Annotated in this window: 9 protein-coding genes; 4 read left to right on the top strand and 5 right to left on the bottom strand. The window is 65.8% G+C overall.

Translation table 11 applies throughout. The annotated features are described in order from the left end of the window. The first annotated feature begins 21 nt into the window (after window positions 1–21). On the top strand, window positions 22–2,121 hold the full coding sequence (locus C8J25_RS06225; RefSeq protein ID WP_107953430.1) for a malate synthase G: 2,100 nt from the start codon (window positions 22–24) through the stop codon (window positions 2,119–2,121). Continuing rightward, on the top strand, window positions 2,121–2,648 hold the full coding sequence (locus C8J25_RS06230; RefSeq protein ID WP_107953228.1) for a gamma carbonic anhydrase family protein: 528 nt from the start codon (window positions 2,121–2,123) through the stop codon (window positions 2,646–2,648). The genes C8J25_RS06225 and C8J25_RS06230 overlap by 1 nt, the downstream gene beginning before the upstream one ends. 40 nt (window positions 2,649–2,688) lie before the next feature. Here the strand turns inward: C8J25_RS06230 and C8J25_RS06235 are convergent, their stop codons facing one another. From C8J25_RS06235 to C8J25_RS06250, 4 genes are all read right to left on the bottom strand, one after another. Beyond that, window positions 2,689–4,023 (bottom strand): OmpP1/FadL family transporter, encoded by a 1,335-nt coding sequence (locus C8J25_RS06235; RefSeq protein ID WP_107953230.1) that lies wholly within the window; start codon window positions 4,021–4,023, stop codon window positions 2,689–2,691. Window positions 4,024–4,073: 50 nt separating this feature from the next. After that, complete coding sequence (locus tag C8J25_RS06240; RefSeq protein ID WP_107953232.1) at window positions 4,074–4,484, bottom strand: DUF2147 domain-containing protein; 411 nt, start codon at window positions 4,482–4,484, stop codon at window positions 4,074–4,076. A gap of 270 nt (window positions 4,485–4,754) precedes the next feature. Beyond that, the gene (locus C8J25_RS06245) at window positions 4,755–7,073 is read right to left on the bottom strand and encodes a 3-hydroxyacyl-CoA dehydrogenase/enoyl-CoA hydratase family protein (protein ID WP_107953234.1); all 2,319 of its coding nucleotides are present in this window, start codon (window positions 7,071–7,073) and stop codon (window positions 4,755–4,757) included. After that, window positions 7,073–8,209: a thiolase family protein gene (locus tag C8J25_RS06250; RefSeq protein WP_107953236.1), complete on the bottom strand. Its 1,137-nt coding sequence runs from the start codon at window positions 8,207–8,209 to the stop codon at window positions 7,073–7,075. The genes C8J25_RS06245 and C8J25_RS06250 overlap by 1 nt, the downstream gene beginning before the upstream one ends. 131 nt (window positions 8,210–8,340) lie before the next feature. On the opposite strand from C8J25_RS06250, the gene C8J25_RS06255 reads away from it, so the two are divergent. Further along, window positions 8,341–10,026: a long-chain-fatty-acid--CoA ligase gene (locus tag C8J25_RS06255; protein WP_244186831.1), complete on the top strand. Its 1,686-nt coding sequence runs from the start codon at window positions 8,341–8,343 to the stop codon at window positions 10,024–10,026. Next, window positions 10,023–10,415 (top strand): MerR family transcriptional regulator, encoded by a 393-nt coding sequence (locus C8J25_RS06260; RefSeq protein ID WP_107953238.1) that lies wholly within the window; start codon window positions 10,023–10,025, stop codon window positions 10,413–10,415. The genes C8J25_RS06255 and C8J25_RS06260 overlap by 4 nt, the downstream gene beginning before the upstream one ends. Window positions 10,416–10,740: 325 nt before the next feature. Here C8J25_RS06260 and C8J25_RS06265 read toward each other — a convergent pair whose 3' ends face one another. Then, window positions 10,741–13,215: a PhoX family protein gene (locus C8J25_RS06265; protein ID WP_107953240.1), complete on the bottom strand. Its 2,475-nt coding sequence runs from the start codon at window positions 13,213–13,215 to the stop codon at window positions 10,741–10,743. Between the last annotated feature and the right edge of the window lie 48 nt (window positions 13,216–13,263).

Genomic DNA, 13,263 nt, shown 5'->3' on the forward strand with positions numbered 1-13,263 from the left:
TAGGAGTGCAGCATGGCCGAGATGATCGAAAAGGCAGGTCTGAAGATCGCCGCATCGCTCGTGGACTTCATAGAGACACAGGCGTTGCCGGGGACGGGTCTCGACGCCGCCGCGTTCTGGCAAGGCGTGTCCGATATCTACGCCCGGTTCGCGCCGGAAAACGCCGCGCTGCTCGCGGTTCGCGACGACCTTCAGGCCAAGATCGATGCCTGGCACGAAGCCCGCGCCGGCAAGCCGATCGACCAGGCCGAGTATCAGGCGTTCCTGCGCGAGATCGGCTATCTGGTCGACGAGCCTGCGCCGTTCGCGGTCGCTCCGACCAATGTCGATGCGGAGGTCGCCTCGCTCGCTGGTGCGCAGTTGGTGGTCCCGATTCTCAACGCGCGCTTCCTGCTGAACGCGGCGAACGCGCGTTGGGGGAGCTTGTACGATGCGCTCTACGGCACGGATGCAATCCCGGGCGCGGCGTCCGGCAAGGGCTATGACGCCGCCCGAGGCGCGCAGGTGATCGCGTGGGCGAAGGCGTTCCTGGATGACGCTGTGCCTCTGGCGATCGGGTCATGGACCAACTGGACCGGCGGGACGCCGCAGCTTGCCGATCCGAGCCAGATCGTCGGGCATGCGGGCGACAATATCCTGTTGAATCACAACGGCCTCCACATCGAGCTTGTGATCGATTCTCAGCATCCAATCGGTCGCGACGACCCTGCGAACCTCGCTGACGTCGTGCTCGAATCTGCGCTCAGTACGATCGCCGATCTCGAGGATTCGGTCGCCGCGGTCGATGCCGAGGACAAGGTGGCCGCCTATGCCAACTGGCTCGGGCTGATGAAGGGCGACCTGACAGCCAGCTTCGACAAGGGCGGGCACTCAGTCACGCGCAGGCTCGAACCGGACCGCCACTACACCGCCCCCGACGGCAGGGCGTTCACGCTCCCCGGCCGCAGCCTGATGTTCGTCCGCAATGTCGGCCACCTGATGACCACGCCTGCGATCCTTCTCGCTGACGGCAGCGAGGCGCCCGAGGGTATCCTCGACGGCATCGTCACGTCGCTCATCGCGCTGCACGATCGGAACGGCACGGGACCGATCCGCAACAGCCGCGCGGGCTCGATCTACATCGTCAAGCCGAAGATGCACGGCCCCGACGAAGCCGCGTTCACCAACCGGCTGTTCGACGGAATCGAGGACCTGCTCGGCCTCGCGCGCCACACGATCAAGGTCGGCGTGATGGACGAGGAGCGGCGTACCTCCGCCAACCTGGCCGCGTGCATTGCCGCGGTGAAGGATCGCGTGGTATTCATCAACACTGGCTTCCTCGATCGCACCGGCGACGAGATGCACACCTCGATGCGCGCCGGTCCGATGATCCGCAAGGGCGAGATGAAGGCCTCGTCGTGGATCAAGGCGTATGAGGATCGCAACGTCCAGATCGGGCTCGCCTGCGGGCTCAGCGGCAAGGCTCAGATCGGCAAGGGCATGTGGGCCGCGCCGGACCGGATGGCGGATATGCTCGAGCAGAAGATCGCGCATCCGATGACCGGCGCGAACACCGCCTGGGTGCCGTCGCCGACCGCCGCGACGCTGCACGCGACGCATTACCACCGCGTCGACGTCTTCGCGCGGCAGGTGGAGCGCAAGGCCGAGCCGATCGCCTCGCTCGATGCGCTGCTGACGATCCCCGTCGCGACCGGGCACAACTGGCAGCCGGACGAGGTGCGCGAGGAACTGGAGAACAATGCGCAGGGGATCCTCGGCTATGTCGTGCGCTGGGTCGACCAGGGCGTCGGCTGTTCGAAGGTGCCCGACATCCACGACATCGGCCTCATGGAGGACCGCGCGACGCTGCGGATCAGTTCGCAGCACATGGCGAACTGGCTGCTTCACGGGGTCGCGACGCCCGACGAGGCGGATGCCGCGCTGCGGCGGATGGCGGCGAAGGTCGATGCGCAGAATGCGGCCGATCCGCTGTACCGGCCGATGGCGGGGCACGAGGACGACAGCCTCGCGTTCCAGGCCGCTCGCGCGCTCGTGTTCGATGGTCTCACGCAACCGAGCGGTTATACCGAACCGCTGCTCCACGCGTTCCGCGCGCGGGCAAAGGAAAGGGACGCTGCCTGATGCCACTCTACGCGATCGAGGGGAAACGACCGACGCTGGCCGACGGCGTCTGGGTCGCGCCGTCCGCCGACGTCATCGGCGACGCACGGCTGGGGGAGGGGGCGAGCGTCTGGTTCGGGGCGGTGATCCGCGCGGACAACACGCCTATCCTCGTTAGCGCGTGGACCAATATCCAGGAGGGTGCGATGCTGCACTCCGATCCGGGCGCGCCGCTGACCATCGGCGAGGGCTGCACCATCGGCCATCACGCGATCCTCCACGGCTGCACGATCGGCGACAACGTGCTGGTCGGGATGGGCGCGACGATCCTCAACAACGCGGTGATCGGCGACGATTGCCTGATCGGTGCGAATGCGCTGGTGACGGAGGGGAAGGTGTTTCCTGCGGGGAGCCTGATCGTTGGGGCGCCCGCGAAAGCGGTGCGCGAGCTGTCTCCGGAAGCGATCGCCGGGCTAAAGATGTCCGCTGCGGCGTACGCGGCCAAGCAGCGGGTCTACGCCGAGGGTTTGAGGTTGGTCGAGGTATAAAACCCTCCCCCGCAAGGGGGAGGATCGTGAAGGCGGACCCTTAGAAGCTCAGCCGGCCACCGAGCGACAGCACGACAGCCGACGCATCGCGAAGTGCGCCCGAAGTCAGGATGTTCGTCTGCGCGGCGGTGCCGACATAGGCAGCCGTCCTGCGGTCGATCGTGGTGTTTTCGAAATCGACATACTGCGCGGCGGCGTCGAGCGCGATGCGCGAGGTCAGCTGGTACGACCCACCTGCCGCATAGGTCCAGCGGTCGGCGTCGGGCACGCGGGCATCGCGCAAGCCGTCCTGCGTGGGCGTCTTGGTGCGCTGGACACCCGCGCGGATCGTCGCCTTGGGGGTGACGGCGTAGTCGAAGCCGCCCGCGAGGCTCCAGCTGTCCTGGTAGTTTTCAGGGATCGCGGTGTTCAGCGGGGCGCCGAGATCGATCGTGTCGAACTTGCTCCAGTTGTACGCGACGACCTGTGCGTTGAGCGTCAGCGCATTGGTGGCGCGGATGCGGCCGGCGACGATCACCTGGCCCGGCGTGTTGAAGCTCGCCTTGGCGTTATCGATCGAGACGTTCGAGCTTGCCAGCGGACCGACCAGCCCAGTGATGTTCAGGCTGCCCTTCAGATTGTGGCGGATGCTCGACTTGTAGCTGACGCCGACGGTAGCGAAGTCGTTGTGAAGCTGCACGCCTGCGGTCCAGCCGAAGTCCCAGCCGTCACCCTTCAACTCCTGGAAGCCGTCGGGCAGCGCAGCAGACAGGTTGGGGAGGGCGTTGTTGAGCGTCGCGTCGGTATATTCGACGTTCAGCGCACCACCGACACGCAGCCAGTCGGTCACGGCAACACCGATCGACGGCTGGATATCTATCGTCCGCAGCCGGGTCTTGTCGGCGCTGTAGCGTGCCCAGCTGTTCGCTTCGTAATTGGTGGTGAAGCTGAACGGCGACGTCACCGCGACGCCGATCGCGATCCGGTCGGTCAGCGGATAGGCGATCGCGCCCGACGGAACGACACCCTTGTTGATCGGATCGCTCGAGATGCGGTTGCCGCCGACCGGCGCATAGTTGAACCCGGTTGGCCGGCCGGTCGTCGGCGAGAAGGTCGGGCGGCCGATGAGCGTGCCGGTGTCGACGACGTCGCCCTTGGGCAGGATCGCGCTCGCGCTCAGCGTCGCGCTGCCGTCGCGGATACCGGCGATCGCCGCGGGGTTCCACCACAGCGAGTCGGGTCCGGTATCGGCGCCCTCACCCGAGAATGCGCGACCGGCGCCACGCGCGGACTGTGCCTGGAGATAGAAGGCGTCGGCGTAGGCTGTGCTGGCGAAGCCGAAGGCGGACACGAGAGCGGATACCGCGAGAAGCGGAGCTTTGGTGCGAAGCATCATGGGTAAGGTCCTGAAAGCTATACTGATATTATGGAAGAGGAAGCGCCGCTTCAGCGCACACGCGTCCAGGTCTGGGTCTTGCAGAGCGGGAAGAAGACGCAGCCGCGCAGCTTCAGCTGGTTCGCACCCAGGGGCGTGATCTTGCCGCTATAGGTCTTGCCGTCCTCGGCATTATAGACTTGGCCACTGCTCCAGACACCGTCCGAGTCCGACTTGAACCCGCTGAGCATCTGCATGCCCTGGATCGGGCGGTTGCGCAGCGCGGTGTTGGAATTGTTCGCGTCCTTCATCGAAGGATTGGCGCGCAGCGCGTCGGAGGTGAGGATCTTGCCGCAGATCGACGGGCCGCAGCGGGCGATCTCGACGATGGCGTTGTGCGTCTCGGTCTTCCAGCGGCCGATGACGGTTTCGGGCGTGGCGGACGCGCCGGCGAGCAAGGCGGTGGCGATCAACAGGGACATCTTCTATCCTCTCCTAGTGTCGTTGGGCGCGCCGTATGCGTACGGTCGCTAAAATCTCGTAAAGTCGGCGACGTTACCGCGACTTCGTTGCCGTATACGGCAGTTATCGGCCCCGACTAGAATTGTACGAAGACAAGTCAAGTCTTCTTACTGATTTCGGGCGGTGAAAAAGTGTTCATGCGCACGGTGTGCCCCCGCGCAGGCGGGGGCCCAGGATCACGAACGCAACGCTGCTTGACCCTGGGCCCCCGCTTTCACGGGGGAACAGTCTTAGTTGCGGAGTGGTTTGCCAGTCTGCAGCATGTGCACGACTCGCGCCTGCGTCCGCGGATCCTTCACGCTCGCCATGAACGCCGCGCGCTCGAGGTCGAGCAACTGGTCTTCAGTCACGGTGTCGACAAGATCGGCCTCGCCGCCGGTGAGCACCTCGGCAAGACGATCCGCGACGACGAGGTCGTAGTCGGTCGCCATGCCCTTCTTGTGGAAGTCCGCCACTGCCATGTTCAGCCCCGTCCGGCCGCTCGCGCCCGCCAGGCGGAAGGTCGGCTTCTCCGGCGGCGTATAGCCCTCGACCAGCGACAGCGCCTTGGCCTTCGCATCCGCCAGCAACCGGTCGCGGTTCATCGTGATGCCGTCGGCCTTGCGCAGGATCATCATCTCCTTCGCCTCCGCCGCCGACTTGGCGACCTGAGCGGTGGAGACCGCCTGGAACACTTTTGTCAACACCGGCATCGGCCCGTTCGGGAGCGTGCGCGACTTCGTCCAGCGGTCGAGCATCTCGCCATTGCCGCCCCAGCCTGGGACGAGCCCGACGCCGCACTCGACGAGCCCGGCATAGGTCTCGGCATGCGCCTGCACCGCGTCGGAGTGGAGCAGTATCTCGCACCCGCCACCCAGCGCGAGGCCGGCGGGCGCGCTGACGACCGGGAAGGGCGCGTATTTGAGCGCCTTGTACGCCTGCTGACCACCCGAGACGCTGGCCTCGACCATGTCCCAAAGGCCCGCACCGACCGCGAACATCGCAGCGCCGAGGTTCGCGCCCGCCGAGAAGTTCGACGCCTCGTTATACACCACCAGCGCCTTGAAGCGCTCGCGCACGACCGGGATCACCTCGTTGATGAGCGCGACGACCTGATCGTCGAGCGCGTTCATCTTGGTGTGGAACTCGAGCGCCGCGACGCCGTCGCCAACATCCCAGAGCGACGCCGACAGGTTCGTGAGGATCGGCTGCGAGCGGAGCTTGATGTCCTCCAGCAGTTCGACACCGTCCGCGCGCGGCACGTCGGCATACTCGCCGCCAGCGGTGAGATACTGACGCTGCCCGTTCTCGACACGGTAGAACGGACGATCGCCCGCAGTTGTCAGGATCGCCGGAACATCGCGACCTTCCTCGGCAAGGCGAGCGGCGAGCACGCCCGGCCCCATCCGGTCGATCAACTCGAACGGCCCGTATTTCCAGTTGTAGCCGAGCTTCATCGCGTCATCGATCGCGACGATATCATCCGCCGCTTCACCGACGAGCATCGAAGCATAGGACAAGACGCTGCCGAGGATCGTCCACGCATAGGTGCCGATCTTGCCCGGCTCGGCGATCAGCGCGGCGAGATCCTTGCCGGTCTTGCCCGGCAACTCCACGGGCTTGGCTTCCGCACGGTACTCGCCGGTCGCGAGGTCAAGCGACAGCTTGGTGCGCGTCGCCTTGTCGAAGCGGTAGAAACCACCCTTGCCCTTGCGGCCGGTGAACCCTTCCGCGATCATCTTGTCGACCAGCGGCAGCGGGCGCACCGTATCGAAATACGGATCGCCCGCGGGGAGCGTCGACGAGAGGCTCTTCGACAGCAGCGGCATCAGGTCGACGCCGACGAGATCCACCAATCCAAAGATCCCGGTCTTAGGCACGCCCATCGGACGACCGCCGATCTGGTCGGCTTCCTCGACGGTCAGCCCCTGGTCCATCGCCGCGTTGATCGCGATCGCCAGCCAGTAGGTGCCGATGCGGTTGGCAATGAACCCTGGCGTGTCCTTCGCGCGGACGATCCGCTTGCCCATGAAGCGATCGACGAAATCCTCGACCTTCTCCGCGACCGCGACGTCAGTTGCCACGCCGCGGACGATCTCGACCAGCCGCATGTAGCGCGGCGGGTTGAAGAAGTGCGTGATGAGGAAGTCGGCCTTGAACTGGTCGGAACGCCCCTCGACGAGGTTGCCGAGCGGGATCGTCGAGGTGTTCGACGACACCGCAGTGCCGGGGCGCTTCAGCGCTTCGAGCTTGGCGTACAGCGCCTGCTTGATGTCGAGCCGCTCGACGATCGCCTCGACGATCCAGTCGCATTCGGCGACGCGACCCAGATGATCGTCGATGTTGCCCGTCTCGACCAGCTTGGCCGCGCGCTTCGACATGAACGGAGCGGGATCGGTCTTGAGCATCTTGGCGACCGCGCCCTTTGCCACTGCGTCGCGGTCGTCGCCATCGCGGGGGACGATGTCGAGTAGCAGCACCGGGATGCCGGCATTGGCGACCTGCGCGGCAATGCCCGCGCCCATCACGCCTGCGCCGATGACGCAGACCTTTTTCACAGCATCGACCATCATGCGCGCTCCAGCACCGTAGCGATGCCCTGACCGCCACCGATGCACTGCGTCGCGAGCGCATACCGCCCACCCTCGCGCGCCAGCAATGCAGCCGCCTTGCCGACGATCCGAGCGCCGGTCGCGCCGAGCGGATGACCGATCGCGATCGCGCCGCCGTCGAGGTTGATCGTCTCGTCCTTCAGTCCGAGATCGCGGATGCAGGCGATCGCCTGGCTCGCGAACGCCTCGTTGATCTCGACCACGTCGAGGTCGGCGACGGTGATTCCGGCGCGCTCCAGCGCCTTCTTCGACGCGCCGATCGGGCCGAGCCCCATCGTCTCGGGCGCACAACCCGACACGCCGATCGACTTGATCCGTGCGAGGATCGTCAGGCCGTGCTTCTTGGCGAACTCTTCCGAGGTAACCAGCACTGCCGACGCGCCATCGGTCAGCGGCGAGGACGTGCCGGCGGTCACAGACCCGTCCGCGCTGAACGCGGGCTTCAGGCCGGCGAGCGCTTCGGTCGTCGTGCCGGCGCGGATCGTGCCGTCCTGGCTGACCGGGCCCGCCTTGGTCTGGATCGTCACGATCTCGTCGGACAAGCGGCCATCAGCGCGCGCCGCGGCAGCCTTGTCCTGGCTCTTCACCGCGAACGCGTCCTGCTCGGCGCGCGTGATCTGGTAGTTGCGCGCGACGTTCTCGGCGGTCTCGCCCATGCCCATGTACGCGCCGGCGCTCTTCTTCGCGAGCTCGGGGTTGGGGAGGGGGTTGTAGCCGCCCATCGGCACGCGGCTCATCGATTCGAGGCCCGCGCAGATGAACGCCTCGCCCGCGCCGACCGCGATCTGGCCGTATGCGATATGGATCGCGCTCATCGACGAGCCGCAGAACCGGTTGACCGTCATGCCGCCGACCGAGATCGGCAGGTCGGCGATCTGTGCGATCAGCTTGGCGACGTTGAGGCCCTGCTCGCCTTCGGGGAAGGCGCAGCCGAGAATGATGTCCTCGATCTCGGCCGGATCGACGCCGGTCTTGTCGAGCAACCCGCGAATCGTCTGCGCGGCGAGATCGTCCGGACGGACGCGGGCGAGATCGCCCTTGCCGGCGAGGTGGAACGGCGAACGGGCGTACCCGGCGATGACGACGTTGGTCACGATGATCCTCTCATATTGCGGTCGACCCGGTTAACGCTTGCGGGTTACCCTTAAGGTGCGATACCTCACCTTTACGTCAAGGTGAAGCGGCCGACAATATGGCTTACGCACACTGAGCAATGGAGAGCGAGATGCAGGACACTTCCGGGGGCAAGGCGATCGGCGTTCCGTTGCTGGGCGAGCCGCGGCTGCTGGGCGACATGCTCGACCTGTCGGTGCAGCGGTTCGGGTCGCGCAACGTGCTCGACTTCATGGGCCGGACGCTGACCTATGCCGAGCTCGGCGAGTCGGTCGACCGGGCAGCGCGGGGGCTCCAGGACATGGGCGTCGTGAAGGGCACGCGCGTCGCGCTGTGCCTGCCGAACACGCCCTATTATCCGATCCTGTTCTTTGCGATCCTCAAGGCCGGCGGCGTCGTCGTCAACGTCAACCCGCTCTATGTCGAGCGCGAGCTTGCGCATCTGCTCGAAGACTCCGGCGCAACGATCATCGCCACCTGCGACATCGCCGAGATCCACGCACGCGTGCTCAAGGTCGCGGGGCAGATGGGCGTGAAGCACGTCATAACCTGTCCGATCGCGGGCGCGCTGCCGACATTGAAGTCGATCGCCTACCGCATCTTCAAGCGCGCTGAGATCGGCCAAGCGTCGAGCGATGCGCGCCATTCCACGTTCGACTCGCTGCTCAAAGCGAAGGGTGCGCCGTCACCCGTTACCGTTTCCCCGGACGAGGTCGCGGTGCTGCAATATACCGGCGGGACGACCGGCGAACCCAAGGCCGCAATGCTTAGCCACGGCAATCTCGTCGCCAACGCCGATGCGATGGTCGTGTTCGTCGGTGGCGAGCAGCCGCACCAGGACCGCGTGCTCGGCGCACTGCCACTGTTCCACGTCTTCGCGCTGACCACCGTGCTGACCTATTCGATCCGCACCGGCGCAGAAATGATCTTGCTGCCGCGCTTCGAATTGCAGCAACTGCTCAAGACGATCGAGCGCACCAAGCCGAGCTATTTCCCCGCGGTGCCGACGATCTATGCGGCCATTACGACGGCCGCCGAGACGCAGAAGATCGACCTGTCCTCGATCCACGCCTGCATCTCGGGCGGCGCGCCGCTGCCAGCGGAGGTGCGGATCGCGTTCGAGGCGGCGACGGGCGCGAAGCTGTGCGAGGGGTATGGCCTGTCTGAAGCCTCGCCGATCATCACCTGCAACCCGATCGATGGCCTCAACAAGCCAGGCTCGGCGGGGCTGCCCTTTCCCGGCACGACGATCGAGATCCGTGACCGCGAGGACCCGACCCGGCTGCTGCCGGTCGGCGAGAATGGCGAGATCTGTGCGCGCGGTCCTCAGATCACGCATGGCTATTGGCACAAGCCTGCCGCCACCGCGGACCTGTTCGCGGACGGCGCGCTGCGCACCGGCGATGTCGGGCATCTCGATGCGGACGGCTATCTGTTCATCGTCGACCGGATCAAGGACCTGATCCTCGCCGGCGGCTACAACGTCTATCCGCGCGTGATCGAGGAGGCGCTGTACGAACACCCCGCGGTGCTCGAAGCGGTGGTGATCGGCGTCCCCGACAGATACCGCGGCCAGGCGCCGAAGGCCTTCGTCGTACTGGCCGAAGGGACGGTCGCTACCCCGCTCGAACTGCGCGATTTTCTGCGAGATAAGATCAGCAAGATCGAGCTTCCCCGCGAGGTCGAAATCCGCGACAGTCTCCCCAAGACGCTTATCGGCAAGCTATCCAAAAAGGAACTTGTCGCTGAAGAGACCGCAAAGGCGGCGGCGTCGGAGGCGAGGGGAGTGGACGCGTGAACGACCGACAGGACGATCTTACCGGCATACAGGAAGTCTCGCGCATGCTCGGCGTGAGCGCGCGGACGTTGCGGTTCTACGAGGACAAGGGGCTGATCGAGCCCTGCCGGATCGGTACGACGCGCGTCTACACGCGGCGCGAAGTGGCCCGGATGCAGTTGATCCTGCGTGGCAAGCGGCTGGGTTTCACGCTGCGCGACATCGAGGAGTTCCTCGACCTCTACGACGCCGATCCGCAGCACGTGGAGCAGATGCGCGCGCTGGCCGAACGGTGCCGACAGCGGATCGACCTGCTCGACGCGCAACGCGAGGCGATCGTCCAGACGCGCGATGAGCTTGAGAAGATCGAGCACGAGGCGCTGGCGCGGATTCCGGCGGGGACGGTCTAGGGCCTACGGGACGCGACCGCCCTGAAACTGCACCACCCCTCGAAACTGCACCACCCCGGCGAAGGCCGGGGCCCAGTTGGAGAGGTGGCAATAACGAAGCGCAGCGCGGGTCAGCAACGTCCCCCCAACTGGACCCCGGCCTCCGCCGGGGCGGGGTTTGTCGGTGTGATAGAGGGACGCTAAAATCTCCGCCCGCCAGGGAGAGGTGGCTGGCACGTGCCAGACGGAGGGGGCGGACAGGGAAACCGATGTTCCGTGTCCTCCCCATCCGCCACCTTCGGTGCCACCTCCCCCTTGCGGGGGAGGATCGCAAGGGTTCTTGAGCTTAAAGCCCCACCACACCCCCGTCGGTCTTCGTAATCACGATCGTCGAGGACCGCGGCCGCGACGGCGTCGTCACCGCGCCCGCCTGGTTGGCTGGCCAGCTGCTCGTGATGTTCGTCGGTCCGCCATTCTCGCCGGGATGCTGAATGTTCACGAACAGCGACCGGCCGTCCGGCGTCGTATGGATACCGGTGATCTCGCACTCCTTCGGCCCGACCAGGAAACGGCGCAGTGCCGCGCCCGGTGCCTTGCCGACCCGCGTCGTTACCGAGCCGGTCGCCGCACCGATGTTGTTCGTGACCGTCCGCGTACCGCCATCGTTGACGATCCCCGGCACCGAGGCGAGCAGCATGCAGTTGGTGGCGTCGGTGTACGCGCCGTCATCCGTCTCGATCCACATGACCGGTGCGATCGTACCCGACGCGTTGCTGGGCAAGCCAAACCACAGGCCGTCGGGCGACGAGAAGTCGTTGGTCGCATCGAGACCCGACAGGTTGATGTTGGTCGCATCCAGATCGGAGCCGGCACCGAACGCATAGATGTCCCAAGCGAACGTCGTTGCCTCGGACGTGTCACCGGTCTCGCGCAGGCGGATGATGTGGCCGTTGGCGTTACCCGTGGTCTGGCCGCCCGTGGTCTTGGGATCGACATAGGCGCGCGGGTTGGGCGCGTCCGCGGTAGCCACCGTGCGCGACGAGTTGTTGGTAAGCGTGCAATACATCTCGCCGGTCGCCGGATTCACTGCGGTCCACTCCGGACGATCCATCCGGGTCGCACCCAGTGCATCCGCCGCCAGCCGCGTGTTGATCAGCACATCGACCTGGCTTGCGAACGGATAGGCTGCGTTGGCCGAGGTGAGGGGCCCCTGGCCGAAAACCAGTGGGAGCCACTGGCCGCTACCATCCGCTGCAAGCTTTGCGACATAAAGTGTGCCTGCATCGAGATACTTGTCCCCGATAGCGAGACGGTTCGCTGCGCTTGCATCCGCCACAGACCACGGTGTCGCTGATACGAACTTGTAGATGTACTCGTTCTGCGCGTCGTCACCCATGTAGAAGGCCGGCTTCACGCCCGCGATCGTCCGGCCGATCTCGCAGCCTTCATGGTTCATGCGACCGAGTGCGGTCCGCTTGCGCGGCGTCGAGGCTGCGTCGAACGGGTCGATCTCGACCACCCAGCCGTACTGGAAGATCTCGTTGCGGAAATCTCCTGTGCCATCGGCGGGCGCGCCAGCCTGCGCGGTGATGTTCCAGCGCGAGTAGACCGTGCTGGTCGTGTCCGCTGGCGTGACCGTCGACCAGCCATAGTTGCCACCGGTGTTGTTCTCGCCCTTGCCGTAGCGCGTCAGCGAGGTGTTCGCCTTTACGCCCACAGGGCCAGTTGCCGCGCGCCGCGCCGCGTCGCCGATTTCACGCTTGAAATAGCCGACCCAGTTCTCTTCGTTGGTCAGGTACGTGTGCCAAGGCATTGTACCGTTTGCACAATTGTTGATCGTGCCGCGGCCCGTGGTGGCATCTGGCGAGTAGCGCGTCTTGAGGCTGTCAGCGCCGCGCACCGGCCCCGAGAAGCTCATCGGCGTCAGCGGCGTGATGCGGCGATTGAACGACGAGGCGGTCGTGTAGCTCCAGGCGGCGGCGCGGTTGACCTCGATGACCGACACGCCGTGGCACTCCATCTCCTTCAGCGCCTCGGCTTCGGGACGGACGCCGGCGGTGGTGGTCGGGCCGTTCGGATGCAAATAGGCTTGCGTGATGTTCTCATGGTTGAGCACGAGCAGGCCGCGCGTGTTGCCGTTGGCGTCAGGCGTTCCGGTCGCGGACATGCCGAAATAGCTCATGCCGTCATGATGATCGCCCGCGCGCTTCGAGAAGGTCGCGTCGGTACCGTCATTGGCATACGCGCCAACGCCGCTGCCGATCGGATCACCGAGCCGGTACAAGACCGTCACCGCGTAACCCGCAGGCACTGCAACGACATCCGCAAGGCTCTTCGCAACGGCCGTGAAGCCCAACGAGGCCGCGCCGACGGTCACGCTTGTCGTCGCGCTGACCGAACCGCTGGCCGAAACTGCGGTGAACTGGAAGCTGAGGACGGTCCCGGCAGCAGCACCCGGTACGACGAAGGTCGCGGTGGCAGTCGACGCACCGGCTAGCGTGACGGCGGGGCCGGCGGTCTGAGTCCAGATCACGCTGTCGACCTGGCCGATCGCTGCACCGGTCAGCGTCGCGACGCGGCCTGCGGTCGAGCTGCCGCCGGCGGTCGCCGTCACCGTGACGGGGCTCGAGCCGTTGCCGTCATTGTCATCGTCGCACCCGGTCAGCAACATACCGCCGAACACCGCCGCGGCGGTCGCGGACATGCCGCCCATCAAGGTCTGGCGACGCGAATAGCGCGTTTCGATCAGGTCGTTGATATGCGGATTGGCGGTCGGGTTGGTGTCGATATCGCCGTCGGTATAGATGGTTTCGAACGTCATGCTTGGTCCCCCCGGGGATGGTTGCGTGGTGTGTAACGATGCGTGGAA

It is taken from the genome of Sphingomonas faeni (genome assembly GCF_003053745.1).
In the GTDB taxonomy this organism is placed as follows: Bacteria; Pseudomonadota; Alphaproteobacteria; order Sphingomonadales; family Sphingomonadaceae; genus Sphingomonas; species Sphingomonas faeni.

Bases quoted from the DNA above. Each gene is read 5' to 3' on its own strand.
- C8J25_RS06225 (WP_107953430.1), top strand. From the start codon at position 22: ATGATCGAAAAGGCAGGTCTGAAGATCGCCGCATCGCTCGTGGACTTC.
- C8J25_RS06230 (WP_107953228.1), top strand. From the start codon at position 2,121: ATGCCACTCTACGCGATCGAGGGGAAACGACCGACGCTGGCCGACGGC.
- C8J25_RS06235 (WP_107953230.1), bottom strand. From the start codon at position 4,023: ATGATGCTTCGCACCAAAGCTCCGCTTCTCGCGGTATCCGCTCTCGTG.
- C8J25_RS06240 (WP_107953232.1), bottom strand. From the start codon at position 4,484: ATGTCCCTGTTGATCGCCACCGCCTTGCTCGCCGGCGCGTCCGCCACG.
- C8J25_RS06245 (WP_107953234.1), bottom strand. From the start codon at position 7,073: ATGGTCGATGCTGTGAAAAAGGTCTGCGTCATCGGCGCAGGCGTGATG.
- C8J25_RS06255 (WP_244186831.1), top strand. From the start codon at position 8,341: ATGCAGGACACTTCCGGGGGCAAGGCGATCGGCGTTCCGTTGCTGGGC.
- C8J25_RS06265 (WP_107953240.1), bottom strand. From the start codon at position 13,215: ATGACGTTCGAAACCATCTATACCGACGGCGATATCGACACCAACCCG.